Annotated in this window: 24 protein-coding genes and 7 pseudogenes; 9 read left to right on the top strand and 22 right to left on the bottom strand. The window is 68.2% G+C overall.

The annotated features are described in order from the left end of the window. Positions 1-20: 20 nt before the first annotated feature. The 4 genes and pseudogenes from ACFVGY_RS14840 to ACFVGY_RS14825 form a co-directional block, all read right to left on the bottom strand. A pseudogene (locus ACFVGY_RS14840) lies at positions 21-113 on the bottom strand (hypothetical protein); the annotation flags it as partial. Next, positions 74-841, bottom strand: a complete 768-nt coding sequence (locus ACFVGY_RS14835; protein ID WP_385676295.1) for a transposase — start codon at positions 839-841, stop codon at positions 74-76. The pseudogene ACFVGY_RS14840 and the gene ACFVGY_RS14835, both read right to left, overlap by 40 nt. Positions 842-1,200: 359 nt before the next feature. Further along, entirely contained in the window at positions 1,201-2,952 is a 1,752-nt protein-coding gene (gene ltrA, locus ACFVGY_RS14830) for a group II intron reverse transcriptase/maturase (RefSeq protein WP_385676292.1), read from the bottom strand. A gap of 649 nt (positions 2,953-3,601) precedes the next feature. Next, positions 3,602-3,805, bottom strand: a pseudogene (locus ACFVGY_RS14825) (IS5/IS1182 family transposase); the annotation flags it as partial. 75 nt (positions 3,806-3,880) lie between these two features. On the opposite strand from ACFVGY_RS14825, the gene ACFVGY_RS14820 reads away from it, so the two are divergent. Beyond that, the gene (locus ACFVGY_RS14820) at positions 3,881-4,087 is read left to right on the top strand and encodes a transposase (protein WP_385676288.1); all 207 of its coding nucleotides are present in this window, start codon (positions 3,881-3,883) and stop codon (positions 4,085-4,087) included. Between the two features lie 118 nt (positions 4,088-4,205). Here ACFVGY_RS14820 and ACFVGY_RS14815 read toward each other — a convergent pair whose 3' ends face one another. From ACFVGY_RS14815 to ACFVGY_RS14775, 9 genes and pseudogenes are all read right to left on the bottom strand, one after another. After that, positions 4,206-4,565, bottom strand: a complete 360-nt coding sequence (locus ACFVGY_RS14815; RefSeq protein WP_385676285.1) for an Imm51 family immunity protein — start codon at positions 4,563-4,565, stop codon at positions 4,206-4,208. A gap of 47 nt (positions 4,566-4,612) precedes the next feature. Beyond that, a complete protein-coding gene (istB, locus tag ACFVGY_RS14810) occupies positions 4,613-5,410 on the bottom strand; it encodes an IS21-like element helper ATPase IstB (protein WP_385676282.1) in 798 nt (265 codons plus the stop codon). Beyond that, the gene (locus tag ACFVGY_RS14805) at positions 5,407-6,282 is read right to left on the bottom strand and encodes a hypothetical protein (RefSeq protein WP_385676279.1); all 876 of its coding nucleotides are present in this window, start codon (positions 6,280-6,282) and stop codon (positions 5,407-5,409) included. Before ACFVGY_RS14805 ends, istB begins: the two co-directional genes overlap by 4 nt. Positions 6,283-6,401: 119 nt before the next feature. Continuing rightward, a complete protein-coding gene (locus ACFVGY_RS14800) occupies positions 6,402-6,941 on the bottom strand; it encodes a hypothetical protein (RefSeq protein WP_385676276.1) in 540 nt (179 codons plus the stop codon). Next, positions 6,938-7,162: a hypothetical protein gene (locus tag ACFVGY_RS14795; protein WP_385676274.1), complete on the bottom strand. Its 225-nt coding sequence runs from the start codon at positions 7,160-7,162 to the stop codon at positions 6,938-6,940. Before ACFVGY_RS14795 ends, ACFVGY_RS14800 begins: the two co-directional genes overlap by 4 nt. A gap of 62 nt (positions 7,163-7,224) precedes the next feature. Further along, positions 7,225-8,509, bottom strand: a pseudogene (locus ACFVGY_RS14790) (IS256 family transposase). Positions 8,510-8,565: 56 nt separating this feature from the next. Beyond that, complete coding sequence (locus ACFVGY_RS14785) at positions 8,566-8,961, bottom strand: hypothetical protein (protein WP_385676271.1); 396 nt, start codon at positions 8,959-8,961, stop codon at positions 8,566-8,568. A 1,379-nt stretch (positions 8,962-10,340) separates the two neighbouring features. Continuing rightward, a complete protein-coding gene (locus ACFVGY_RS14780; protein WP_385676340.1) occupies positions 10,341-11,159 on the bottom strand; it encodes an IS5 family transposase in 819 nt (272 codons plus the stop codon). 379 nt (positions 11,160-11,538) lie between these two features. After that, positions 11,539-12,042 (bottom strand): N-acetyltransferase, encoded by a 504-nt coding sequence (locus ACFVGY_RS14775; protein WP_385676268.1) that lies wholly within the window; start codon positions 12,040-12,042, stop codon positions 11,539-11,541. A 139-nt stretch (positions 12,043-12,181) separates the two neighbouring features. Between ACFVGY_RS14775 and ACFVGY_RS14770 the strand changes: the two genes are divergently transcribed. After that, positions 12,182-12,355: a hypothetical protein gene (locus ACFVGY_RS14770; RefSeq protein ID WP_385676265.1), complete on the top strand. Its 174-nt coding sequence runs from the start codon at positions 12,182-12,184 to the stop codon at positions 12,353-12,355. Between the two features lie 773 nt (positions 12,356-13,128). On the opposite strand, the gene ACFVGY_RS14765 is transcribed toward ACFVGY_RS14770, so the two are convergent. The 4 genes from ACFVGY_RS14765 to ACFVGY_RS14750 all read right to left on the bottom strand — a co-directional run bounded on the left by ACFVGY_RS14765 (position 13,129) and on the right by ACFVGY_RS14750 (position 15,226). Continuing rightward, entirely contained in the window at positions 13,129-13,410 is a 282-nt protein-coding gene (locus ACFVGY_RS14765; protein WP_385676262.1) for a hypothetical protein, read from the bottom strand. Positions 13,411-13,613: 203 nt separating this feature from the next. Beyond that, positions 13,614-13,763: a hypothetical protein gene (locus ACFVGY_RS14760; protein WP_385676260.1), complete on the bottom strand. Its 150-nt coding sequence runs from the start codon at positions 13,761-13,763 to the stop codon at positions 13,614-13,616. Between the two features lie 419 nt (positions 13,764-14,182). Then, a complete protein-coding gene (locus ACFVGY_RS14755) occupies positions 14,183-14,425 on the bottom strand; it encodes a hypothetical protein (protein ID WP_385676257.1) in 243 nt (80 codons plus the stop codon). A 9-nt stretch (positions 14,426-14,434) separates the two neighbouring features. After that, the gene (locus ACFVGY_RS14750; RefSeq protein WP_385676254.1) at positions 14,435-15,226 is read right to left on the bottom strand and encodes a hypothetical protein; all 792 of its coding nucleotides are present in this window, start codon (positions 15,224-15,226) and stop codon (positions 14,435-14,437) included. A 624-nt stretch (positions 15,227-15,850) separates the two neighbouring features. Here ACFVGY_RS14750 and ACFVGY_RS14745 point away from each other — a divergent pair. Then, positions 15,851-16,258, top strand: a complete 408-nt coding sequence (locus ACFVGY_RS14745; protein ID WP_385676252.1) for a YciI family protein — start codon at positions 15,851-15,853, stop codon at positions 16,256-16,258. An 8-nt stretch (positions 16,259-16,266) separates the two neighbouring features. Further along, positions 16,267-16,852: pseudogene (locus tag ACFVGY_RS14740) on the top strand (sigma factor-like helix-turn-helix DNA-binding protein); the annotation flags it as partial. 6 nt (positions 16,853-16,858) lie between these two features. Here the strand turns inward: ACFVGY_RS14740 and ACFVGY_RS14735 are convergent. Continuing rightward, positions 16,859-17,057 (bottom strand): annotated as a pseudogene (locus ACFVGY_RS14735) (LysR family transcriptional regulator); the annotation flags it as partial. Between the two features lie 147 nt (positions 17,058-17,204). Here ACFVGY_RS14735 and ACFVGY_RS14730 point away from each other — a divergent pair. The 5 genes from ACFVGY_RS14730 (at position 17,205) to ACFVGY_RS14710 (ending at position 21,643) form a co-directional block, all read left to right on the top strand. Then, a complete protein-coding gene (locus ACFVGY_RS14730) occupies positions 17,205-17,597 on the top strand; it encodes a hemerythrin domain-containing protein (protein WP_385676249.1) in 393 nt (130 codons plus the stop codon). A gap of 75 nt (positions 17,598-17,672) precedes the next feature. Beyond that, positions 17,673-18,674 carry a GNAT family N-acetyltransferase gene (locus tag ACFVGY_RS14725; RefSeq protein WP_385676246.1) on the top strand — a complete coding sequence of 334 codons (1,002 nt, stop codon included), beginning with the start codon at positions 17,673-17,675 and terminating at the stop codon, positions 18,672-18,674. 54 nt (positions 18,675-18,728) lie between these two features. Beyond that, positions 18,729-19,940 carry a glycosyltransferase gene (locus tag ACFVGY_RS14720; RefSeq protein WP_385676244.1) on the top strand — a complete coding sequence of 404 codons (1,212 nt, stop codon included), beginning with the start codon at positions 18,729-18,731 and terminating at the stop codon, positions 19,938-19,940. Next, on the top strand, positions 19,937-20,674 hold the full coding sequence (locus tag ACFVGY_RS14715; protein ID WP_385676241.1) for an SAM-dependent methyltransferase: 738 nt from the start codon (positions 19,937-19,939) through the stop codon (positions 20,672-20,674). Before ACFVGY_RS14720 ends, ACFVGY_RS14715 begins: the two co-directional genes overlap by 4 nt. Positions 20,675-20,773: 99 nt before the next feature. Beyond that, positions 20,774-21,643, top strand: coding sequence for an alpha/beta hydrolase (locus ACFVGY_RS14710; RefSeq protein WP_385676239.1), 870 nt, complete (start codon positions 20,774-20,776; stop codon positions 21,641-21,643). A gap of 233 nt (positions 21,644-21,876) precedes the next feature. Here the strand turns inward: ACFVGY_RS14710 and ACFVGY_RS14705 are convergent. The 4 genes and pseudogenes from ACFVGY_RS14705 to ACFVGY_RS14690 all read right to left on the bottom strand — a co-directional run. Beyond that, positions 21,877-22,068, bottom strand: a pseudogene (locus tag ACFVGY_RS14705) (LysR family transcriptional regulator); the annotation flags it as partial. A gap of 175 nt (positions 22,069-22,243) precedes the next feature. Continuing rightward, positions 22,244-22,777, bottom strand: coding sequence for a hypothetical protein (locus tag ACFVGY_RS14700; RefSeq protein WP_385676236.1), 534 nt, complete (start codon positions 22,775-22,777; stop codon positions 22,244-22,246). After that, positions 22,774-23,304, bottom strand: a pseudogene (locus ACFVGY_RS14695) (DDE-type integrase/transposase/recombinase); the annotation flags it as partial. The pseudogene ACFVGY_RS14695 and the gene ACFVGY_RS14700, both read right to left, overlap by 4 nt. A gap of 444 nt (positions 23,305-23,748) precedes the next feature. Beyond that, positions 23,749-24,465 (bottom strand): hypothetical protein, encoded by a 717-nt coding sequence (locus ACFVGY_RS14690; RefSeq protein ID WP_385676233.1) that lies wholly within the window; start codon positions 24,463-24,465, stop codon positions 23,749-23,751. Positions 24,466-24,526 lie beyond the last annotated feature (61 nt).

Below are 24,526 nucleotides of genomic sequence, written 5' to 3'. Positions count from 1 at the left end.
ACCGGACTCACGCCGCAGAGTGAAGCGAATGAGGCCTCGCTGCGGAGCCGCTCAGGGTTGTCACCGGTGGCAATCAGGAGTGCTGCTGCAGTGTCCGACCGACGCCGTAGCACTCGAGCAGTTCGGGCGTATGCAGCCTGAGAACGTTGGTGATCTGCTGTTTCAGAGCATCGATCTCGTCGTCGAGTTCTTCGACTCGGCGGGCCAGGAGTCGCAGGGTGAAGACGGTTGCCGAGATTGCAGTGCCAGCCGCGGCCTTCGGCAGGGCCAGACATGCCCGGACGAGTTTGGGAATGCTCAGTCCGTCGAGGGGCTCCCGTATCTCCGGGCTGGCTGTCACGAGGATGGCCCTGAGCTGGTTGATGGCCTGCGTGCGGGCTTTGACCGCGGAGACCTTGGCCATCTTGAAGAGACGGAGTGCTTCGACCGGCACATCCGTGTGTTTGGCCGTTGCAGTGGCTCTGCCAGAGAGCACAGCATGGGCTGCTGCCTCGGCGTCGATGGTGTCGGTCTTGCCTCGTCGGCGCCGGGTGGCCTTGTCCGGCTGGTTGACTTCGATCACCGCCACGCCGTTGCCTCGTAGGAAGCGGCTCAAAGCGGCGCCGTAGGAGCCGGTGCATTCCACTCCCCCTCGGTCGACCGCGCCATGCGAGCGTGCCCAGTTCAGCAGTTGCTGGTATCCGTCAGCCGTGGTCGGGAAGCTGCCGGAGTCGATCAACTTGCCCGTCGTGGTCACCACGGCGGCTACGTGTGTGTCCTTGTGGGTATCGACGCCCAAGACCACCTCCTGGCGGCGCTCATGGTGCAATCGGGCTGGCTGAGCCATGCTGGCACTGGTCATCGGTCTCCTGCCATCGAACCGGGGGCTGGTGGCCGTCGCCGGGCCGGCAAGGTGGTCAGGACTGTGACGGTGCCTGTCGCGAAGGCCCCTATCGGGACACACCCGTCGGCATGGCGACAGCGAGTGCCGCCCCAGACGGTGGTCGACAGATCAAGACGAAGGACATGACAGTCAGTCGTACCTCGGGTCAGGCCACCACCGGGACGGCACTGCCATCCTCACAGTCGTACCTGGTGGCGATGCCTCGCCATTGGTGGGGTAGCCAGGTCGCGTCGCCGTGACCCGGCCCCCTCAGAACCGGACGTGCCTGTTTCCAAGCATCACGGCTCAAGCAAGCCCGAAGGCTTCACAGGTTCTGCTCATTTCCGGTCGCTGTCGCCTGCGTGATACTGGCTATGGCATTCCGAGTGGACGAGCCGAAGGTTCTTGCTCTCATCAGATCCGCCGTGCCGCCGGTAGGTGAAGTGGTGTTTATGCAACCGCTTCTTCATCGCGTCGAACCAGTCAATCCACTCGCGTGGACTGTCGGGCTCATATTCCGCGCCGGCGATGAGCGCTTGACCACACAGTGGGCAGATGCCCTTCTGGCGGGCTGCCAGAGTAAGGCTGATCTTGTCCATCGGTGGTGGTGTGCGCGTTTGACGGCGTTGACTCCAGTAGTCGAGGAGCGCAGGGTCGTCAGGTGACGACTTGCCCCTGACCAACTGATGCCGCCTGATGTTGGTCCAGGCGAACTTGGGAAGGTGTGCGCCCGTGGCGCGGTCACCGAATACCCAGTTGTTCATCTTGGATCGGTTGAGCCTGCCGAAGTACTTATTCACGATCCAGTGCTTCGACTTCTTCGGGTGGGTGCGCTTGGCCCACTTGTAAGTGAGCGTCCACACATAGCTGTCCAGCGCCGAGAACGTCCGGCTGGACACCACTGTCCGGTAATACGCGAACCAGCCCCTGACGATAGGGGACAGACGGCGTAGTACGACTGTGATGCTCTGCCCCAGCAGAGCTTGCATCTCGGATCTCAGTCGATTCCGGACTCTCTTGACCGCGTCCTTGCTGGGCGTGATGATCAGGCTGTCGCCATGGCGGCGGATGTTGAACCCCAGGAAATCAAACCCGTCCGACAGGTGGAGGATTCGCGTCTTCTCTTCGTTGAAGCGAAGACCTCGGGGTTGCAGCCATTCAGCCAGGCGTGACCTGACGGTCTCCGCCTCTGACTTGCTCGTGCAGAACACGGCGAAGTCATCGGCGTAACGCACCAGGATCGGAGTTCCTTTCGCAGCCCACATGACCTTTCCTTTGCGGGTAGCGAAGCGGACTCCTGCGGCCTCCTCCATCCCGTGCAGAGCGATGTTGAGCAGCAAAGGACTGATCACTCCGCCTTGAGGGGTTCCCTCCTCGGTCCGGGTGAAGCGTCCGTCATCGACCACTCCAGCCTTCAGCCACTGCCGGATCAATTCCCTGGCTGGGAATTGCCCGACGACTTCGAGCAGGTGGGGATGGTCGATGTGGTCGAACGCGGCAGCCAGGTCGGCGTCCAGTACCCACTGGCGCTTGGCCGCCTTGCCCTTCGCGGTGCTGAAGATCGCCTGGATGGCGTCGTGGCAGCCGCGGCCCGGCCGGAATCCGTATGAACGTGATTCAAACCGAGCTTCCCACTCAGGCTCCAGCGCGTTCTTCACACGTGCTTGGATGACCCTGTCACGCATGACGGGGATTCCGAGTGGTCGTTGCTTTCCGTTGCTCTTTGGGATGTAGACCCGCTTGACGGGCTTGGCCCGCCAGGGTTGTGTTTGGCCGTCAATTTCAACTGCCATCCGTGCTCTCGCCTTGGGAGTGAGAGCGCGTTCCCTGTCGATCCCTGCCGTCTTGCGGCCTCTGCTCTGCTGTGTCACCCGCTTCACGCTCACGAGCGTGTTGCTGTGGCTTCTCAGCATGAGCTTTTGCAGATTGCGGACCTTCTTGAGGTCCCCTTCCTGTGTCGCTTTGAAGATCCTCTGTCTCAGACGCCGTACGTTCTCCTCGGCTTCGGCCCAGTTGATGCTGTGCCAGTCGAGATGTCCGCCCTGGGGTCCGTTCGCTATGGAAGTCCGAACAGGGTTGGGTAACTCCAACTGTAAGTTCCTCCTTCGCGTCTAACTTGTCCGCCAGGTTCCGGCTGCTTTACTCGGGATACTGCAAAGGCTCACCCGGTCCACGTGGGCACCCTTTCAGGCCGGGTCACTGGGACCCGTATCCGGCGGGTTATGACCGGAGACGTGAAGGTTACCTCCATCTTTCCCCTGATCTTTCGATCTACCGGCATTCGCTTTTTGGACCATCCTGTTCCCGCTGGAGAGTTGGGCCTTCCTTGCGGTTGGCTTACCGGGCTGTGGCCCGGACTCCATCGGGGTTTCCACGTTCCACACACGTAAGTTACGACTGGGGTGGGTGCCCCCTCTATCCCGGAACCGGCGGTGTCCTCTTTCCGGTCTCAAATCTCCGGAAGTCACCTGACGCCTCTCAGCGTCGGGTTCTGTAGCTGCCGACTGCGAACCACCAGGCAGCTTCAACCTTACGAGACATCAACAGGGGTTCACGCGGTTCACCCTTCCAGTCTTTCCCTCGCCTGTTGTTTCCCGGTGGCCGGGAAACCCTTGGGCTTGAACGCTCAGCTTCACACCCCGCTGTTACCGGCGACGCATGTGAGCGTGGGAACGGATACGGACACTAATCCGGGGTCAGCACATCTCTCCTTCCCTCGTGGCTTTCCCACTTAACGTGTGCGACTTCGTGTCGCACCTTGAGGCGGTTGAAGCAGCGTTCCACGACGTTGCGGCGTTTGTAGGTGTCGCGATCGAAGTTCGGCGGGCGGCCGCCGAGGCTGCCCTTCCGGGCCCCGTTGCGCACCTGGTCGGCCCGTTCGGGGATCGTGTGCCTGATGCCGCGGCGTCGCAGCCAGGTGCGGATGGCCTTCGAGCTGTAGCTCGTCCCTGAGGTTCCCCCGAGATGCGGTGAATGGTGACAGCGGGTCAGATGGGTCTCATGAGAGGAGCCCAGACGATGCCTGCCCCGAGGAAATACCCGCTGGAGTTGCGTGAGCGTGCCGTCCGGATGTACCGCACGGCCGAGGAACTCGGCGTGCACCACGAGGCCCTGCGCAACTGGATCCGCCAGGCGGAGGCCGACGCCGGTGAACGCGACGACCTCCTCACCACCGCCGAGCGGGAGGAGCTTGCCGCCCTGCGGAAGGAGAACGCCTGGCTTTAACGCCTTGGTTTGGCCCCACTTTTCCGGTCTGGAGTGGCCCCATTCAGCGGAGTCTGGTGCTGTCGGAACGGTCTGGGGTGGCCCCGGGTTCCGGTTAGTGCTGGCCCCACTCGCGGCCTTATCGGTCCAGGAAGCGTGGGTCGGCCGTCAGGATGTACTGGCTGAGGAGGTTGCGGTTGTGGAAGGCGGAGTGCAAGAGGACGGCCAGGTCAGTGAGGGCTTTGAGGTCGCTGCTTGAGACGACGAACGTGCCTGCTTCTGATCCGAAGTGGAGCTTGTCCGCGCTGTCGGGCATGTGGGAACTGACCAGCGACTCGGCCAGCCCCTCCCAGCCGTGGCCATGGCTCTCGGCGTTGTGCTCCTCGAAGATGTCGGCGACCTGCTCCATGTCGCCGTCGAAGAGATAGAGGCAGTGGGAGGGGTCGGATTCGCCGGTTTCGTCCAGGTGGAACGGGGCCAGGGCTGACGGGTCACTCATGGGGGTGATGGTAGGCGCCCGGGTCTTGCTCGGGACCGAGCGGTTCGTCAGGCTGAGCGGATGGTCGTCTTCGCCGCCCTGGCTTTGGTCTGGGCGAGGCGGTAGGACTCGGTGCCGGTCTCGATGATGGTGCCGTTGAAGGTGAGCCGGTCGACGATGGCCGCGCAGAGCCGCGGGTCGGTGAAGGTCTTGGTCCAGCCTCCGAACGATTCGTTCGAAGCGATGGCCACGCTGTTCTTCTCCTCCCTCTCGGTCAGAACCTGGAACAGCATCTCGGCGCCTCGCCGGTCGAGCTCGAGATAGCCAAGCTCATCGATGCAGAGAAGATCGACGCGCCCGTAGCGGGCGACGGTCTTGGACAGCTGTTTCTCGTCGGCGGCTTCGACGAGCTCGTTGACGAGCTTGGCGGCCAGGGCATAGCGGACGCGGCAGCCGGCCATGGCCGCGGCCGTTCCGAGGCCGATCAGTAGGTGGGACTTGCCGGTGCCGGAGTCCCCGATCAGGCAGAGCGGCTCGCCCTTCTTGACCCAGTCGCAGGTGGCGAGGTTGTTGACCACGGCTGGGACGACGTTGGGGTTGGCGCTGTAGTCGAAGTCGGAGAGCCTTTTCTGGCGGGGGAAGCCGGCCGCCCGGATCCGCCGCTCCGAGCGTCGCCGGTCGCGGTCCTCGCACTCGGACATCAGCAGCTCGGCCAGGAACCCTCGGTAGGAGAGCCGTTCGCGTTCGGCGCGGGCGATGAGGTCGGGGAACTGGGCTCGCATGGTGGGCAGCCGCAGGACCCGGCAGGCGGTGTCGATCGCCGCGTCGGAGGCAGTCTCGGTCAGGTTGTGGTGCAGGCCGGTCATGGCGCGTCCTTCCTGGAACGGTTCAGCAGCTGGTCCCAGCGGTCGAGAGCGGGCAGGGGACGCTGGTCGGAGGGGAGGCGGAGGGCCCGGCGGGCGTTCAGGCTGACCACCTCGCTGGGCTCCGGCCCGGGCAGAGCCGGTGCCGGCCCGGTGACCGTCACGGTGGGGGAACGGCCATCGGTCTGAGCGGCTTTGCGGGCTTCGAGGGCGACGATGTCGGCGGCGTGGGCGCCGGCTGCGAGGGCGGATCGGATGCCGGCGATCACATCGCGGTGTTCGAGATGCCGGTGCAGCAGTAGCACGTGGACCAGGTGCTTGGTGCCCTCGGTGTCGCCTTCGGCCTTCTTTGCCGCAGCCCAGAACGCTTCGTGGGCGACGGTGAACGTGCCCTCGCGGCGGGCCTGGTCCAGAGCCGCGGAGCCGGCCATCGCGCCGGGCTTGGCCAGCAGGACTTCGAGGAAGTGGTCCAGGACGACGCGCTCGGCGCCCTTCGCGGTCAGGCGGGGGTGGCGGGCGATCTCGGTGCGGCCGTGGAAGACGACGAGGTCGCTGGAGCGGAGCACGACGCGGACGGTGCGGCCGATGAACCGGGCCGGAACCGAGTAGCGGCAGACCCTCACCGCGATCATCCCGTAGCGGTCCACCCTCGGGGTGAACACGACGCCGGTCTCGAAGGAATCCTGAGGCAGGGGCATCAGCAGGACGCATTCGTGGGCGAAGTCCTGGCCGATCGTGCGGATCCGCATCCCGATCCTTCGTCCTTCCTCCGCCTGCTCGAACTCGGCGAAGGACGCGTTCAGCTCGTCCAGGGAGACCACCCGGGGAACGGGCGTGAGGTAGTTGCGGCGGAAGTAGCCGACCTGGCACTCCACTCCACCCTTCTCATGGGCGCCGCGAAGTCCCGGCTCGCAGTAGAAAGGGGTGAGCCCGAATTCTCTGAACTCTGAGATCGGGCCTCGAGAGTGGTGTGAACTCGCGGTTTCGGCTTCGGTCAGGGCAGGTGTTGGCGAGTCGCTGTCCAGGCGAGAAGTTGATCCCGTACTGGGCTGGGTTGCAGGTGGCCGACGAGCCGGTCCAGATGGGCGGTCAGGCTCTTGTGCCGCCGTAGCACGCCGATCCGCTCAACCTCGAGGTCGCGCCAGTGATCGGCGAGAGCCCGGGCCTCAGCAGGGGCGAGGGCGAGGGCGCCAACAGTGTCGGCCGCCAGTGCCTCGGGGCTCCAGTCGTGATCCTCGTCGTCAGGGCCGAACTGGTCGATCATCCACATTCGGAGCATGAAGTTCTGCTGAGCCCCTCGCGCTCGATCCCACGGACCCTCGCCGTGCAGACGATGATTGGCCTGCAGCGACAGCTTGGCCCACTGCTGGCGGGCTTCGCGGGGTTCGTCGGCGCGATAGGCATGGCTCTGCGCGACGACACGTACCGCCTCCAGCTGCTGGCCTTGGGCGTCCTCGGCGAACGACTGAAGACGTTCGATCGTCCAGGTGCTGAGGTCCCGGCTTGGGCTTTCGTGATCGGCGTCGGCGTTCAAAAGTCCTCGTTCCTGATGGTGGGCATGCCGAGGTCGACGTCGGCTCCCTGGTGGGGACGCCGGCCGACCTGGGCGAGCTTGTCCTCGGCTCCCGCAAGGCTGACACGCAGGCCTTCGACTTCGCCGAGCCACCCCTCGCGCTCAGCCTCGGCGATTCGGGCGATGAGATTGTCGCGGATCTCGACCAGCCGGTCACGCTGGGCAGGGTCGGGCCAGAGCATCGGGCAGCGCACGCAGGTGTTCGGGGTCTGTCAATCGAACGGTGTAACCAGGGTGTTCGAGGTTACTGACGTGCTGCGGAGAGGCGGCCGTCGAAGGTGATGTCGAAGGCGTTCAGGGCGGTCTTCCAGCGCATGGTCCAGCGGGCCTGGCCCTTCCCGGTGGGGTCGAGGGACATGATCGCCATGTACACACATTTCAGGGCGGCGGTCTCGTTCGGGAAGTGCCCGCGGGCCTTGACCGCCCGCCGGATCCTGGCGTTCACGGACTCGATCGCGTTCGTGGTGCAGACGATGCGGCGGATCTCGGTGTCGAACCGCAGGAACGGGTGAACTCCTCCCAGGCGTTCTCCCAGAGCCGGACGACCGCCGGATACTTCCTGCCCCGGGCGTCGGCGAACTCCGCAAACCGCTCCAGTGCGGCCTCTTCGGTCGCGGCGGTGTAGACCGGCTTGAGGAGCTTGGCGATCTTGTCCCAGTCCTGGCGGGCCGCATAGCGGAAGGAGTTCCGCAGCAGGTGGACCACGCAGGTCTGGACAGTGGTGCGGGGCCAGACGGTCTCGACCGCGTCGGGCAGGCCCTTCAGACCGTCGCAGACCAGCATCAGGACGTCGTTCACGCCTCGGTTCTTGATCTCGGTGAGGATGTGCATCCAGTGCTTGGCGCCCTCGCCGCCGTCGCCGGCCCACAGCCCCAGGATGTCGCGGCGGCCTTCGACGGTGACGGCCAGGGCGACGTAGATAGGCCGGTTGGCGACGGCTCCGTCACGGATCTTCACGTGGATCGCATCGATGAACACCACCGGATAGACGGCGTCCAGGGGCCGGTTCTGCCATTCGGCCATGCCGTCCATGACCTTGTCGGTGATCGTGGAGATCGTCTGGCGGGAGACCTCGGCGCCATAGACCTCCGCGAGGTGGGCCTGGACCTCGCCCGTGGTCAGGCCCTTCGCGGACAGCGATATGACCATCTCGTCCACGCCCGTCAGGCGCTTCTGCCGCTTCTTGACGATCTTCGGCTCGAAGGATCCGTCGCGGTCGCGGGGCACGGATATCTCCACCGGCCCGACCTCGGTCAGGACGGTCTTCGCGCGGGTGCCGTTGCGGGAGTTGCCGCCGTCTTCCCTGCCGGGTCGTGCTTGTCATAGCCGAGATGGTCGGTGATCTCACCCTCAAGGGCGGACTCCAGCAGCCGCTTCGTCAGCTGCTGCAGCAGCCCGCCCTCACCGGTCAGCTGCAGGCCCTCGGCCTGGGCACGGCTCACCAGCTCGTCGATCAGCCGGTCGTCCACCGCCTTGGCCCGCTGCGGCGCAGCCGCCTCGACGGCCTCGGTCACGTTCTCACTGGTCATCGGTGCATCTTCCTTGATCGGGAGTTACACCGAACGATTTACAGTCCCCGCAATGGCTACCACTGACGGCGGAGCTGGGCGCAGTCCGCCGTGAGCTGAGTGACGAGGTCACTGTCGCTGTCAGGGACGGGCCGCTGCAGGCGGTGTGAGATGTCGCGGTGAAAGCGTAGTGCTTCATCGGTGCCGGCAGCGGCAAGGACAGCCGACCACAGAGGACTGCTGGGAAGGGTGTCCTTCTCGACCATCCCCAGGAGATCCAGCTTGTCCTGGTGGGCAGGGCGGTCCAGCTGCCGCTGGCCGGTCTTCTGGCGGATCTCCCCCCAGGTAGTGGTCCGCCCCTCCCGGGCCGCCGCCTTCTTCAACGCGCCAGCGACGAACGGTGCCAGATGGGCCAGGTTGTCGGCATGCGCCTGGCGCTCCGCAGCCTCGGCCCGACGACGTTGCTCGGCCAAGGCCTGCTCAGCCCGCTCACGGCGCTCTACCTCACGCTGGCGTGTTCCACTTCACGCTGGTGCTGCTCGGCTTCACGTTCGCACTGTTTGGCTGCGCGCTGCCCGGCCAGCGCACACTGGTATGCGCCCCTCTCTTGCCCGTACCGAATACGCGCGGTGCGTACGGCCTCTCGCTCCTCAGCCGTGACATCCGGGTCCTTCAGCAACTCGGCGGCCTCCAGGAGAAGAGCAGACGTAGTGCGTCCCTTCAGCTGGTCTATCACTGCTTGGCGATGCCTCGCCCGCTGCTCTATCCAACGCAGCCCGCGGCTGAGAGCCATACGCAGCCTGGCGACGTTCTCCGGAGTCTGGCTCCTCCCCAGCAGCGCTCGGATGGTCCTCACCGCGCCGTGGGCCTGGTCCGTCTGATCGCGCAAAGCCCGGTCGAGGTGCATCAGCGCGCGTTTGACCGGGTCGTTCTGGCGCGGCGCTCACCGCACGCAACTGGGAGCGCGTGACCGTGACGATGGCCCGCTCACTCCCTGTGCTTTCCTGCCGGGGTTCGACCAGAGGGGCGCGAACCGCGTCGGGCCTGGTCGTTGTGGTCAGGCCCTGAGAGGTCAGCGCGACCTCGTCCAGGCGGTCCCAGGTGGTGCCCCGGCTGGGGAGCTCGGTGCCGAACCTCATGACGCGGCTGCCGCCGGGCCGGTCCTCGAAACGGATGCGGTGTACATAGCCGCGCCGCTCCAGAACTTTCGTGATCACGGGCACGCCAGGCCCCAGGACGATTTCGAAGGCGGCTGCGGTCGTCGTCGGCTCACGACGGGCCAACGTGCCGACCGTGGCCGGCCCCACCGAGCGCACCGCGTATGCCGAGCAGCTGCGCAAGGAAGTGTCCGAAGCGCTCCACGCCCACGTGGTCGCCGAGTCTGCTGCCCCCCTGGACGCCCGCGACCCCGGCCGCCCGGCCCCCTCCCTGCCCCACATCGGCGACGTTCCTGTAGCTCGAAATGAGAGAGGCATCCGGCGTCTTGTTTCCGCTCTGTGAGCGAAGGGTGCGCGATGGTGTCGGTGCTGGGAATGCTGGAGGAGCGGGAGACAGCGGCCCGTGTGCGGGTGGAAGGGCTACGGGAGGAAGTCGCCCGGTTGGCTGAGGTGTTGGAGGCCGCCGAGATCGAGCTGGACCGGCGGGTGATCGCGAGGGAAGAGCTGGTCGAGGCCCTAACAGCCTCGGCTGCCGAGACCACCGCCGGGTCCGAGGCCGAGGAGAAAGCGGTGGTGTCGCTCGCGCCGGTGCCGGGCTCGACGGTGCCGCCCTGGCGGGAAGGGCTGCCGGTGACGGTTCTGGCGCCGGACTATCAGGGCATTCTGGGCGTGCTGGAACAGCAGCGATCCACGGGTCACGGACCGCTTCGGGCCAAGGAGATCGCGGTGGAGCTGGGCCTTGATGCGACGCCGGCGAAAGTCGAGGGACTGCGGTCGAAAGCCGGGCGCCTGGCGGAGCGCGGGTGGCTCCTCCTGGAGGTGTCGGGGGCGTTCAGTGCCGGCCGGCGGACCGTGGCCGTCGCAGACGCCGGCTCATCCGCGTGACCATCGACCACCGGATCATCGCCTCGCTGGTGGCGGGCAGGGTTTCGGTCCCGGGCCAGACGGCGGGAGTTCATCAGCCACGCGAACGTGCGCTCGGCCACCCAGCGCCTGGGCAGCACCATGAACCCCGCCATGTCGTCGATGCGCTTGACGATCTCCAAGGTCAGGGCGAGTTTGTCCCGGCACCAGCCGACGAGGGAGCCGGTGTAACCGCGGTCGGCCCACACGAGGGTGATGTCGCGGTGCAGACGGCGCAGCCGGATCAGCAGGTCCGCCGCGGCGTCCCGGTCGCCGATGTTCGCGGCGGTGACCGCGACGGCCAGGAGCAGGCCGAGGGTGTCGGTCACGGTGTGCCGCTTGCGGCCCGGTACCTTCTTCCCGCCGTCGTAGCCGCGTGAGACGGCCGGCACCGTCGCGGCGGCCCGCACCGACTGCGCGTCGATGATCCCCGCAGTGGGCTCGGCCTCGCGGCCCTCGCGCTCACGAAGCGTCCCGCGCAGCCGGTCGTGGAACTCGGCGATCAGCCCGTGCTCGCGCCAGCGGCGGAAGAAGGCGTAGACCCGGGCCCATGCGGGGAAGTCCGCGGGCATCGCCCGCCATGAGATCCCGCCCGCGACCAGGTAGCGGATCGCGTCCAGCAGCTGCCGGTGGTAGTAGCCCTCGGGCCGCCCACCCCGCCCCCTGGAACCAGGCCGGCACCGGCAGCAACGGCTGGACGGCCGCCCACTCCGCGTCTGTCATGTCCGACGGATACTGGCGCACCCGGTCCGGATGGTCGGCGGCGTTGCCGGACACGTGCGCGAGGCAATCGCGCGACCCGGCGGGTGAGTTGAAGTGAACGTGATCGACGTACAACAAAGACAACAGGGCCTCCGGGAACCACCGGAATGGGATCGCACCCCCGAGCTACCAGGAGGCCCTGTTTTCACGCGCGGAAACCGCCGCAGTCACCCGATCGAGGCTCCCGTTCGATCGACAGCCTTCGAGATCGGTACGTGCAACAACCACTTACGTGTCGGGGTGCTCCGGCAGGGCGAGCCAGTCCGACCAGGAGATCTCGCGGCCGAGGAAGCGCGGCTGCTCGAACGGCCAGTCGGCGGCGATCCACCGCGGCACCAGCTCGTCGAGGGCCTGCTCGACCTTGCTGTCCACCAGCTCGTCCACCACCCACCAGGAGATCTCGCCGTCCGCGCCGGCCTTCTCCGGTGGGTCGATGTAGACGCAGCCGAGCAGAGCTGTCTCCGCCGCGTCGAACAGCGCGTAGTTGAAAGACTGGTGTGCGGCGATCTCCTTCTCGTGCCGCAACAGGTCGGCCTGGTCGGCCTCGTAGGTCATGGTGGCTGCGGGCCAGCCCCAGGCTGGGCCGAAGATGGTCCACAGCCGCTCGCGCGAACCCATCACAGCCGGATAGTCGAGCGGGGTGTCCGCCTCCTGGATCGGCCGCAGGTGATGACCACTGCCCGGCAGCGGTACCAGGACGGGATGGACGAAGTCATCGGGGAGCCAGCTCATAGCGCCCGACCGTAGCAGCGCGCGGCCGTCCGCTCACCTGGATTTTCCCCGTACACCGCCAGGCCCTGCTCTCATGCCGGGCAGTGCCCGCGATCACCCGATCGAGACGCCCGTTCGGTCGACAGACTCCATGATCGGTATGGCAACGGCTTCTCGGGCCAGTGGGCAGTCCGGCGAAGCCGAACGCCTGTACCGTGAGACCCTGACCATCCGCGAGCGGCTGGTGAAGGCCGAGCCTGGTAACACGGTCTACGTCCGCGACCTGTCCGTCTCGTACGAGCGGCTGGGATTGATGTGTCCGAGCGATGAGTGAGCACCTCAGGCGGCAGAGTGGTTCCAGTCAGCTGTTGCGATGCGACGCCGTCTCCATGAGCAGGGGCCGTCTTGCCTGGAACTGACTGAGGAACTCGGCGTCGCAATCGCCTTTCTTGCGCAGACAGGACAGGATGCAGGCGATGCAGCTCGGGACGTGATCACGCTGCTGACCCCTTGTGAACGAGTTGGCGCCCTTACGCTCAAGGGAGCTGCGCTTCTCGCCTGGGCGCGTGGGCCCACTATGTGACGACGGTCAGGTGTCGCCGCTGTCGGTGTTGGAGGAGTAGCAGTGTTGATCACAGTGATGCTGCTGGTGACTGGCGGCCTGGCCTCGATGGATGGTTACTGCTTGAAAGGGCAGATGTAGCGCAGTGATCAGCACTTGGTCCTTCTCCTCGAACGATGCCTTCGGACCCTGCTGCCTCGAATGCTCGTGCGCAAGGGTGGGGACCGCCTACCAGGAGCGCGCGACCGCGCACGGTCCGGCGCTGGCATTCGCGTGACACACCTAGATCGGCAAGGCCCCATTCCCCGCGCATCTCCGCTCACCGGAAAGGGCTGCGCACTGCCCGGCGGCACCGAGTACGGGGCACCCCCGCGCCTGCGAGGAGAGCTCTACGTCGTCCCGCAGATCGCAGCGAAGGCCCCAGGACCTTGGGGAGGTCACACCAGGTCTGCCAGCAGCCTGCGGGACTGCTGCCTCCATGGCTGCAGTGAGCGCCGACTTCCGGCCCGTACGGCGGTACGCGCGGGCGACGTTGGCGCACAGCATCAGCTGGGACAGCCGCCCGGACCGGGCGTGAGGACGTCGTCAAACTCAAGCAGCACCTTGTCCGCCAGAGCCGGGACAGTGAGGGATGCCGACCACAAGCAAGCGGCGTCGTTGCCCACCGGTGCCCTCCCCCACGACTCCCAGTCGAGGAAGGTGAGCGTCGGCCCGGTCAGATTCGCCCAGCCCAGATCCCCATGCGCACACGACCACTCGGTGACGACGGTGACGACGGTATCGCCGTACACCTCAGTGATCCGGGCTGTCAGGTGCTCCTGTGTCACAACACCGTGCCGAGCCGGGCCGCCGCCCTGGCGGCCGCCGGCGCGTCCGGATCGTCACGGCGTACGCGCAGGAGCGCCTGCCCGAAGTCGGCCGGTCCGGGCCGGACGCCTTCCCCGGACTGCCCCTCGGCCGTCCTACTGCTCCACATACGCGCGGTAGGGGTTGCTCAACCCGACCATCTGCAACTCCCCGGACAGAACACCTAGCCGAGCACGATCTCTCCCAGCTCCTCCAGCCAGTACCTCACCCGGTGCCACCGGCTGCAGAACCGTTTCGGACGCCACCAGCCGCGCTCATCGAGCGGCCGCTGGCACTGCTTGCACCGCTTCCCTCGCGTCTGCTGTCCACCCATGACCGCGACTCTAGCCACCGGATCCGCGGACAAGTGACGGCAGCCAAGCCGGAAAGAAACAGTTACACGAAAAAGCCGACCGGACGCCGAACAAGCGACACACCACCCACCCCGCCCGGAACCCTCGGTGACGGTGAGGTCTGGGGGTCGGCGTGACGGCGGATGAAGGTGAAGACGAGCGAGCCAACCGCGGCCGCCTGCGAGGTCGACGTTGTGCGGGCCGCCCGGACTGGTGGAGCCCAACGGGCGGACGGTCATCCAGTACGGCAGCGACACGTCGACGTCGGTGCCCGGGCAGTAGGGGTGCGGGGGTGATCAGCTCGGCGCAGCGGCTGTACTCGGCGAGGAGGGCAGCTGAATCCTCGGGGTCCTCGGACTTCACGGCGCGGCCTCAGGGTCGCGCACGGCGAGCAGCGCAATCAGGGCGGGAGGGCCTTCGAACAGCTGGGCGAGGGCGGCTCCGGCGCAGGGTGCGAGGGCTGCTGCAGTGGGAGCCGACGCAGCCGGGGGGCGCCGGAAAACCGGCTGTAGTGGGCGGTTTCCCAGCGGTCGGTGACGGCGGCGGCCCGGAGGACGGTGAGGTTGCCGCGTGCGGTTCCTGCCGGCACGAAGAGGACGACGATCAAGGCGTACGGGCCGGGTAGGAGGGCGAAGGCGATCAAGGCGGGATATCAGTCTTCCGCGTCAGTGAGCTGAGCCGCCAGCTCGATCACCAACTCAACGACAGAGGCGAGTTCTGCCACGTGACGACTGACGGCGCGCCAAGCTTCCCGCAGCGCTCCCTCCAGCCACGTGATGCGCTCGTTCAAGGCCCGTACTTCGTCCGCAAGCCCGCGGATCTGCCGGCGGCTTCGGCCAAGCGCGGCAGTGACCTCGGTGCTGCGCTTGGTGAGCTCCTCAACCATCTCGGCGTGACGGCGACAGGCCCTGGACAACTCGGCGGCGAGTTCCTCCGCGCGCCGCTCGGCATGCATCAGCCGGGTCCGAAGTTCCCCTGACTGCTCCTGTGCCTCAGCCAGCTGTAGCCGCAACCCCCGGTCGCGCCCCCTAACCCACCCGGTGTAGAGGCGTTGCGTGATGGCGATCTCCTTCTCGGCCTCCGCAACCGCCACCCGGAGCCTCGAACTCGCCAGGTTCGGGTCCGTGGACATGACAACACCATTCTCCGGCTGCCCTTCCCGCAACGCGGCAAGAATGTGGAGACCCCTGATCACTTCCGGCCGGGTGCTGCGCTTGCCGGAGAGCATCTTCGACAGGTCCGGCACGCTGGCCGCCATGGAGTGGACCCGCTCCACGCGCGCGAGGTCGTCCAGACCACTACTGACCTTTGCGAGGGTGTCCCCGGCGGCGGCGGCCACCGCCCGCAACCGTTCAAGGAACTCCCGTTCCCCCGGGGAGAGCCTCGGGTCGAGTGGGGCCATCGAGCGCCCGCGGCGGTTGATTCCCTCCCCGCCTCCGCTCATGCGTCCTCCCCCCGCGCTACCGCAGCGCCTTCTTGCCGGGAGGCGGCAACTTGCCCGTCCTGAGAAATACCTCCCACCCCGTTTGTTGCCCCTGGTGGCACAAATCCTCCCGCCTGCATCTTCCCAAGAGGAGCACCGACGGGGTGCCTGGTTGGGAGAAGTCGCCATGCCGAAAAGGATCAGCCGCCGGGCCGGGGACCGCGAGGTCCAGACCCTCCCGAGGCAAGCGGGCACACGTTCCGTGGAGCTGCTCGGCCTGGTTGTCCTCATCACACTGGCCACGGTGGTGTACATGGTGGCAGGCGCGACGGGCTTTTCCGTGATCATGAGCGCGGGAGGCGGGCTGTTCGCCACCTGGCGAGCCGGTGAGGCGCGATCCGCGCAGCGGGACCCCGCCCACGACGTCGTGCGTCCAGAGGCCGCCCGCCCACGCCGAGCGCCAGGGCGCCCTGCCCCTGGCGGTCGGCCGCAAGAGTGACAGCGCATGAGCGCGGCCGAACCGCTCGAGGGCACCCGACCGCGAGCCCGAAAAGGATCGGACGGCGATGTCGAGAACCCGCGTCCGGCTCCGTCCTCGGGGTGAACGCGGCCACAATGGCTCGCACGAGACCGAGGAGAACCAGGATGGCCAAGTACCTGCTGCTGAAGCACTACCGCGGCGCCCCCGCTTCGGTCAACGACGTGCCGATGGACCAGTGGAGCCCGGAGGAGATCTCGGCCCACGTGCAATACATGAACGACTTCGCGGCCCGGCTGGAGAAGACCGGCGAGTTCGTCGACGCTCAGGCGCTCGCCCCCGAGGGAGTGTGGGTCCGCTACGACGGTGAGGGTCGCCCGCCGGTCACCGACGGCCCGTTCGCGGAGACCAAGGACCTCATCGCCGGCTGGATGATCATCGACGTCGACAGCTACGAGCGTGCCGTCGAGCTGGCCGGGGAGCTGTCGGCCGCGCCGGGGGCCGGCGGCAAGCCGATCCACGAGTGGTTGGAGGTGCGCCCGTTCCTGGGCGCGCCGCCCACCATCACGGAGTGACGTCGCCGATGGGCGAGGTCCTGCTCAGGAGCCTCACGCCGGCGTGCTCACCATCCTCGTCCGCCGCGGAGCCGACTTCGCGGTGGCGGAGGACGTGCAGGACGCGCTGGTCGAGGCGCTCCGCGTCTGGGCGGCCGACCCTCGCGGGATGCCAAGGGCTGGCTGGTCACTATGGCCTGGCGCCAGTTCCTCGACACGGCCCGCTCGGACGCCGCCCGCCGCCGGCGCGAGGACCTCGTCGAGGAGGAGCCGGTGCCCGGGCCGGCGCCTGTGGTGGGCGAGACGCTCCGGCTCCACTTCCTGTGCGCCCACCCGTCGCTGACGCCGTCGTCCGCGGTAGCGCTCACGCTGCGTGCCGTCGGCGGGCTCACCACACGCCAGATCGCCCGAGCCTACCTGGTGCCCGAGGCGACCATGGCGCAGCACATCAGCCGCGCCAAGCGCACCGTCTCCGGCGTGCGCCTCGACCAGCCCGGCGACGGCGCCACCGTGCTGCGCGTCCGCTACCTCGTCTTCAACGAGGGCTACTCCGGCGACGTCGACCTCGCTGCCGAGGCCATCCGGCTCACCCGGCAGCTCGCTGCCGGCATCGAAGACGGGTTGCAGGTCGTCGCGGAACTGTCGGCCGACCTCGGTCAAGCTGACCGAGCGGGCGGTGCGGGCGAACAACTCGGCGCCGATGCGCCGCTCCTGCTTCTTGATGGCTCGGCTGACGCGTGCCCGGGAGACGTGCAGCCGCTGTGCGGCCCGGCCGAAATGCAGCTCCTCCGCCAGTACGAGGAATCTCGATGTCCCGCAGTTCACCCGGCCGCCGCCCCCGGTCGACAACTCAGCGGTTATCGAACCGCGTGGAAGTATGGCTTGATCATATGTATGGATCGCAAGATCATTGAGGCATGCCTGCACGCATGAAGAACCGTGAAGAACGCCGCATTCGTCCGGCCCTATGAGCGACGCCATCGACCTGACCGTGATGTACGCGATGCATGGCGCCGTGCGCCGGGAACTGGCCCAGCTCGACCGGGTCACCACCGCCGCCGACCGTGACCCCGTGCGGGTACGGGCCACTGCTGCCGGATGGACGCTGTTCGAGCAGGCCCTCAGCGCGCACCACGCGGCCGAGGACGACGCGCTGTGGCCGCCACTGCGGCGGAATCTGGCCGGCCGCCCGAAGGGACCTGGCGCTGCTGGAGGTGTGGGAAGCCGAGCGCGCCGTCATCGCGCCGGTGGTCCAGGCCATCGACGGCTGCTGACCGAGCCCGGGGTCGCCGCCTACACCGCCCGATGGATCCCGGCCCACACCGCCCTCGACCGCTGGAGTCCAATCACCACGGCCTGACACACGTTCACTACCCGCCGCCCTCACGGCCCGTCGCCCGACCGACTCCGCCCCTCGCCCTCGAAAGCCATCACAGTGTCCCCATCTGCACACGTCACTCCGCTCCAGCGCGTCTCGGATACCGAGGCCGCCGCGTGGCACCAGGTCGTCGCCGCCTCGACGGCCCACGACCTGCCCGGAGTACCGGCCCCCAGCCCCGGACAGATCCACGCCCAGCTCACCCAGCCCGCCCTGGGCAGCCGCCGGCTGACCTGGCTCGCCACCGCGGCGGACGGCGCCCCTGTCGGAGTCGCCGGCCTCCGGTTGTTCACCTCACCGGGCCAGCAGCACCTGGCCGAACTGGAGCTCCACGTCGATCCCGCACACCGGCGCCTGAGAACCGGCTCCCTTCTCCTTTCGGCGGTCCTGGCCGCCTGCCGCGCCGAGAGGCGGCGCAGCCTCGTCGCGACAGCCGCCGCCGGCAGCCCGGGCGAGGCGTTCAGCGAGCGCCACGGCTTCCGCCGCGCGCTCACCCTGGACCACCTGATGCTGCGCCTCGACGAGCTGGACGTGACCGAACTGCTGCGGATCGCCGATGCCGAGCACCCCGGCTACCGTCTGACCAGTTGGACCGGCACGGTTCCCGACGGGCTCGCTGACGCGTTCGCCGCGGCCAAGAACGCCATGAACGACATGCCCGTCGGCGACCTGGACTACGGAAGCGTGGCGTGGGACGCCGACCGCGTGCGCGCCATGGCCAAAGTGGTCGCCGACCGCGGGGACACCCTGCTGACCACCGCCGCCGTCCACGACGACGGCACCATGGGCGGCTACACCGAGATCGTGCTCCCCGGGAGCTCTGGGCCGCGAGCCCAGCAGTACGACACGGCGGTCGTGCCCGCGCACCGCGGCCACGGCCTCGGGCTGTGGGTCAAGGCCGCCATGACGCGGCGGCTGCGCGCCGAGCATCCCGGCGTCGTCGAGATCGAGACGGACAACGCCGACGACAACGTCCACATGCTGGCCGTCAACCACCGGCTGGGATTCCGCTCCTACCGGCGCACCCACGAGTACCAGCTCGACGTGCCCGCGGCCTGAGAGCGACTGACCCGCCGGCCGCGGCCGGCATCCACAAGGAATGAGAGACACGACATGCGTGTGCTGTTGATGGCGTACGGATCGCGCGGCGACATCGCGCCGCTGGCGGGACTGGCGGCGACGCTGCGAGAACTCGGCGCGGAGGTGCGCGTGTGCGCACCGCCGGACGAGGAGTTCGCGGAACTGCTGGCCGGTGTCGGCGCGGAAGTGGTGCCCTTCGGGCGGGACGTGCGCGCGCTGCGGACGGGGGCGCCGCCGTCGGACGCGGCCGCATTCGCGGCCGAGCTGGTCGCCACGCACTTCGAGACGGTCGGCAAGGCGGCCGAGGACTGTGACGTGCTGGTGGCGAGTGGTCTGATGCCGGCCGGCGCCCGCTCGGTGGCCGAGAAGCTGGGCATCCGCTACGTGTACGCCGGCTTCCACCCGTTCGAGATGCCCTCCGCCCACTACCTGCCGTCGCCGCGGCCCGGCCCTCCGGCTCCGCCCGGGATGACCGACAACCAGGCCCTGTGGGAGCTGGACGCCCAGAAGGTCAACGCCCTCTACCTCCAGCCCCTCAATGCCCACCGCGCGGCGATCGGCCTCGCGCCGGTGGACAACGTCCGCGACCACGTCTTCGGCGACCGGCCGTGGCTGGCCGCAGACCCGGTCCTCGGGCCGTGGGAGAACCTCACGAACCTCGACGTCCTGCAGACCGGCGCGTGGATCCTGCCCGACGAACGGCCCCTGCCGAACGACCTGGAGACGTTCCTGGACGCCGGCACGCCGCCGGTGTACGTCGGTTTCGGCAGCATGCCGATGAGCGCGGCCACCGACATCGCCCGGATCACCGTCGAGGCGGCCCGCGCGCAGGGCCGCCGGGTCCTCGTCTCCCGCGGCTGGGCAGACCTGGCCCTGGCGGTCGACGCGGACGACTGCTTCGCCGTCGGCGACGTCAACCACCAGGCGCTGTTCCGCCGGGTCGCCGCCGTCGTGCACCACGGCGGCGCAGGCACCACGACGACCGCCGCCCTCGCCGGTGCACCCCAGGTGGTGGTTCCCCAGTTCGTCGACCAGCCGCACTGGGCCGCCCGCGTGGCCGAACTCGGCATCGGCGCGGCACACGACGGCCCGACCCCGACCTTCGAGTCCCTGTCGGCCGCCCTCAGCACGGCCCTGACCCCCGAAGCGGCAGCACGGGCGAACGCCGTCGCCGGCACCATCCGCACCGACGGCACGACGGTGGCCGCGAAGCTGCTCCTCGACCCGGAGCACGAGCCCCGGTGAACCGCGAACAGATATCCGAGATCGCCCATGCTGACCACCCGATCAAGTCCCCGCTCGACGACGACTCGGTCAGCCGACTGCTCGAACAGGGCCTGCCGCGAGGCGACGAGCGCGTGCTCGACCTCGGATGCGGCACGGCAGAGTGGCTCCTGCGCGCCCTGGCGACCCGCCCGCACCTGCACGCCGAGGGCGTCGACGTCTCCGAGGTCGCCCTGGCCCGGGCCCGCCAGGCGGCGCGCGCACGCGGAGTCGACGAGCACCTGGTCCTCCACCAGCGGGCGGCCGCGGACTTCGGCTCTTCAGAGCCCTTCGACCTGGTGATCAGCGTCGGCGCCACGCATGCCTTCGGCGGTCTCGTGCCCACCCTCGCGGCAGCCCGCGGGCACATGGCTCCCGGCGGCCGCGTCCTGATCGGCGAGGCGTTCTGGGACCGCGACCCGTCACCGGCGGCCGTCGAGACGTTCGGTGACCTCGCGGACCTGGCAACCACGGTGGACCGCGTCGTCGCCGACGGCTGGACCCCCGTCCACGGCCACGTCAGCTCCCGCGCCGAGCTGGACGCCTACGAGTGGGCCTGCTGGGGCTCGCTGGCCGCATGGGCTTTGGACCACCCGGCCGATCCGGCCGCCGCGCAGGTGCTGGAGACGGCCAATGCCCGGCGTTCGCAGTGGCTGCACGGGTACCGGGACAGTTTCGGCTTCGTCTGCCTGGTGCTGCGCCGGACCTCGGAGTGATCGCGTAGGCCACCGACAAGCCCACGCACCAAGACGTCCCCGCACCCGGGGGCCCCGCCATGGCCGCCGCCCCGCGGCGGCCGGAAAGTGACGAAACAGATGCAACCGACGTTCGTACTCGTGCACGGAGCCTTCGCGAACTCCTTCTCCTTCGCGCCCCTTCAGGCCGAACTCGGCCTCCTCGGGCACCGCTCGATCGCCGTCGACCTGCCCGGCCACGGGTTCCAGGCGACCTTCACCCACGCCTATCAGGCGCCGCAGGACCCCGCGGGGCTCGCGAGCGCGCCCGGCTCGATCAAGGGCGTCACGCTCGCTGACAACGTCGCGCACCTGATCGGGATCCTCGAACGGGCCAAGCGGAACGGCCCCGTGATCCTCGTCGCCCACAGCCGCGGCGGTATCACGGCCACGGCTGCGGCCAACGCGCGCCCGGACCTGATCGACCGCCTGGTCTACGTCTCGGCCTGGGCCCCGGTCGACCTCACCGTCAACGACTACTACACCGAGCCCGAGATGGCCACGGTCGACGCGGCTTCCCTGATGTCGGCGCTGGCCGGAAACCCCGCCGAACTCGGTCTGCTCCGCGTCAACTTCCGTACCGCAGATCCGAACGCTCTCGCGGCGCTCAAGGCGGCCTTCCTCGCCGACGGCACCGACGAGCAGTTCCTCACCTTCCTCAACACCTTCCAGCCCGACGAGAACCTGGACGCCGGCGGCCCCGCCGACCGGGCACAGGCCGCGACCTGGGGCCGCATCCCGAAGACCTACATCCGGCTCGCCGACGACACCAGCCTGCCCCTCGCCCTACAGGACCGCCTGATCCGCGAGGGCAACGAGCTGACGCCGGACAACCCGTACGACGTCCACACACTCGACGGCAGTCACCTGAAGTGGCTGGTCGCCCCCGCACCGGCGGCCCGCCTCCTCGCAGAACTCGCCACACTGCCGGCGCCGTCCACTCTGACGTGATCGAAATGGTGTGAGCGGTTCGGTGATCGGACGCCGCTACCGGGTGACAGCCTTCGTCGAGGCTGTCACCCGGCGGCTCCGCGCCGGTCCACAAGCAACCGAAGCACGCCGCCGTCTCCGGAGACCGGCGCGTTCTTCATAGCCCTGCCCACCGTGGATTCCCGGAACCCGCGGGCCTCGCCGCGATTGCGGACATCCGTACGCTCGGCCCCTCCCCTTGGATCGGCCGCTCAGAGAAGCCGCCCGAGGGGCGTCAGGCAGACGCTGCGGCTGGACCGGTCGAACAGGGCACCACCGATGCGTCGTTCCTGCTGTTCGATCGCCTGGCTGACCCGCGCCTGGCTCACGCGCAGCCGGGCTGCAGTGCGCCCGAAGTGCAGTTCCTCGGCCAGAGCGAGGAAGATCTCGACATCGCGTATTTCCACAGTGCCGGGCCCCGTTCGACTCCAGACTGCAAGAGAAGGACCGGAGGTGATCGGGACTACAGACGATCACATCTTGACCTCGAACTGGGCGCGTGCCTCGCACGCACAGCGCGTCCAGGCCTCACCGGCACTACCGCCGTTCCCCGCGCGACCCGGCCGCACTGGGATAATGCACTCAGCAGTCAATCCGGGAACCGTCGGTCGCCGCCTCGGCGGACCACCTGAACCAGATCCGGGAGCCGGGCCCACCGGGCGCCGGGCCCGGCTCCACTCCGTAGAACTCGCGGAGGTCCTCCGGGGACTCGAAGGCGAGCACGATGCTCGGGCGATCGCCGGATTCGAAGCAGAAGACGGCGATCCGGTGGTCCGGGCCCGTGGCGAGGCGGCCCACGGGGCGCCATCCCGCCGCCGGCGCTTCCCGGCCGTAGTACTCCAGCACCTCCTCGCGGGTCCCGTCGTAGGAGTACAGCCGCTCCGCGATCAGATAGGCGTCCCCGCTGTCCTCGGTGCAGTGGGCCTGGGCCGCCAGCCCACCATCAAGGGCCGTGGCCCGCTCGGGACGCAGATCCAGCGCGGGCAGTCCGTTGAGGTTCGCCACGGCCGACTCGGTTCCCTCGCAGGTCGCGAACGGGGCGAAGAAGGAGCAGGCGCTCAGTGTGGTCCCGGCGAACAACACCACGAGCAGCATCCGCAAGCCGATCATGTTCATGGCGGAAGTATGTCCTGGCCGTATTGCCCGGTGAGGTGGGGGACGCGGCTGGCGGGTGGTTTGCCTGCGAGTGCGGTGTGTCCGCGGTGGTGATTGTAGGAGTGCAGTTGCTGGGGGAACGCGTCGCGTCGTTCCTGCTCTGACCGGTAGGGGCGGGCGTAGGCCCACTCGTCCAGCAGGGTGCGGTTGAGGCGTTCGACCTTGCCGTTGGTCTGGGGCCGGTAGGGCCGGGTTCGCTTGTGGGTGATCCCGGCCGCCGCCAGGGTGTCGCGCCAGGCGTGCGACTTGTAGCACGAGCCGTTGTCGGTCAGGACCCGTTCGACGGTGATCCCGGCCCGGGTGAAGTAGGCGTGGGCCCGCTGCCAGAAGGCTGTGGCAGTTTCCTTCTTCTCGTCGGCCAGGATCTCGCTGTAGGCGAGGCGGGAGTGGTCGTCGACGGCGGTGTGGATGTAGCTGTAGCCCAGGCGGGGCCGTTTCTTGCGGCCGGCCTGCCGGCCGAGGGCCTTGTGACCGCCGCCGTCGGCGATGTTTATCACGCGCGCCTCGCCCGGCACCGCGAGCGGAGTCGCCCCTGGGCCCCGTCGACACGCGGCCGCACGGCTGAAGAACGACACACCAATCACAAAGCGGGGGCCGCAAGAGCCTCGCCTGGACCGAGCACCGCGCCCTCCTCACCAGCAGCTCGGCGGCCCGATCGTTCTCAACAACACGGCCTTCACCGACCCGAGTCACCTCATGCGCCGGCTCCGACACGGCCTCCGCCAGATCCACTACCGCAGCGACATCATCGACGGATGCCTCGCCCGCGACCGGACTCACACTCACGACACCACGCCTACAACCTCAGTACACTCGCGTCGTACAAGGAGATCTACCGGTCCAGGCCCCGCCGCAAAGGCGAAAGCCACAGACTGATCACGACTCGACACGCGCCCTGGTCCTCCGCCGGGACACCACCAGATTCATGTCCATCACGCCCGTGCCGGACTTCCGGTGACGCCGGCGCGGGCGGCGAGATCCAGGCAGGCCGGCAGGTGCTCGGGGTCCATTCCCTCCGTTCCCTCCGGCCAGGCCGCGGCCAGCAGCCCGGTGACCGCTGCCTCGTCGACGGCGCGCCGCTCGGCCAGCTCGCGGAACCGCGTGCACTCCGCCTCGAGCACCTCCACCTGCGCCACTGTCATGTACTCGTATTGCAGGAGATCTTCGGCCTGGCCATGGAACTCCTCCTCGGAGTTCAGCCATGGGGCGGCGACGTCGAGATGGTCCTCGCGCAGCTCCTCGGGGTACGGGACGCGGTGCCAGGCGTCATCCTCCCACCAGTAGAGGAAGCCGATGCCGTCACGGCCGGCCTCCTCCCTCAGCAGCTCCTTGGGCAGCCAGTCGGGGCCGCCCGATATCAAGTCGATCTGCCGGCCGTCGGCAGGAGTGTTGTTGCCCCTGCTGGCACCGCCGGCGAACATGGCACGGTCCCCGTCGAACCGTTCCACCCACCACCAGCCGGCGCCCGTGGAAAACTCCATCCATTTCTCGCTGAAGCCGGACGTCTCTCCCCCGCAGGACGCGTCCAGCAGGAAGAAGGTGAGGGCGCGGGCCCATATGCGGTCGGGGTGTTCGAGGTCCTCGGGTCGGCTCGGCTTGTGCACGGTGGTCTTGCTCCTCTTCGGGTGGGTGTGACGGAGCGCAGCCATGCCCTTGCCCCCATGCCCGCAACCTAGCGCGCCGCACTGACAATGCCACCGTCAGCACCAC

Source organism: Streptomyces sp. NPDC127106, assembly GCF_042677605.1.
Lineage (GTDB): Bacteria > Actinomycetota > Actinomycetes > Streptomycetales > Streptomycetaceae > Streptomyces.
This window is presented reverse-complemented; position numbering and strand designations above follow the sequence as displayed.

Bases quoted from the DNA above. Each gene is read 5' to 3' on its own strand.
- ACFVGY_RS14690 (WP_385676233.1), bottom strand. From the start codon at position 24,465: ATGGCTGCGCTCCGTCACACCCACCCGAAGAGGAGCAAGACCACCGTG.
- ACFVGY_RS14745 (WP_385676252.1), top strand. From the start codon at position 15,851: ATGGCCAAGTACCTGCTGCTGAAGCACTACCGCGGCGCCCCCGCTTCG.
- ACFVGY_RS14760 (WP_385676260.1), bottom strand. From the start codon at position 13,763: ATGGGTGGACAGCAGACGCGAGGGAAGCGGTGCAAGCAGTGCCAGCGG.
- ACFVGY_RS14835 (WP_385676295.1), bottom strand. From the start codon at position 841: ATGACCAGTGCCAGCATGGCTCAGCCAGCCCGATTGCACCATGAGCGC.
- ACFVGY_RS14730 (WP_385676249.1), top strand. From the start codon at position 17,205: ATGAGCGACGCCATCGACCTGACCGTGATGTACGCGATGCATGGCGCC.
- ACFVGY_RS14820 (WP_385676288.1), top strand. From the start codon at position 3,881: ATGCCTGCCCCGAGGAAATACCCGCTGGAGTTGCGTGAGCGTGCCGTC.
- ACFVGY_RS14815 (WP_385676285.1), bottom strand. From the start codon at position 4,565: ATGAGTGACCCGTCAGCCCTGGCCCCGTTCCACCTGGACGAAACCGGC.
- ACFVGY_RS14710 (WP_385676239.1), top strand. From the start codon at position 20,774: ATGCAACCGACGTTCGTACTCGTGCACGGAGCCTTCGCGAACTCCTTC.
- ACFVGY_RS14700 (WP_385676236.1), bottom strand. From the start codon at position 22,777: ATGAACATGATCGGCTTGCGGATGCTGCTCGTGGTGTTGTTCGCCGGG.
- istB (WP_385676282.1), bottom strand. From the start codon at position 5,410: ATGACCGGCCTGCACCACAACCTGACCGAGACTGCCTCCGACGCGGCG.
- ACFVGY_RS14775 (WP_385676268.1), bottom strand. From the start codon at position 12,042: ATGAGCTGGCTCCCCGATGACTTCGTCCATCCCGTCCTGGTACCGCTG.
- ACFVGY_RS14770 (WP_385676265.1), top strand. From the start codon at position 12,182: ATGGCAACGGCTTCTCGGGCCAGTGGGCAGTCCGGCGAAGCCGAACGC.
- ACFVGY_RS14720 (WP_385676244.1), top strand. From the start codon at position 18,729: ATGCGTGTGCTGTTGATGGCGTACGGATCGCGCGGCGACATCGCGCCG.
- ACFVGY_RS14750 (WP_385676254.1), bottom strand. From the start codon at position 15,226: ATGAGCGGAGGCGGGGAGGGAATCAACCGCCGCGGGCGCTCGATGGCC.
- ACFVGY_RS14795 (WP_385676274.1), bottom strand. From the start codon at position 7,162: ATGCTCTGGCCCGACCCTGCCCAGCGTGACCGGCTGGTCGAGATCCGC.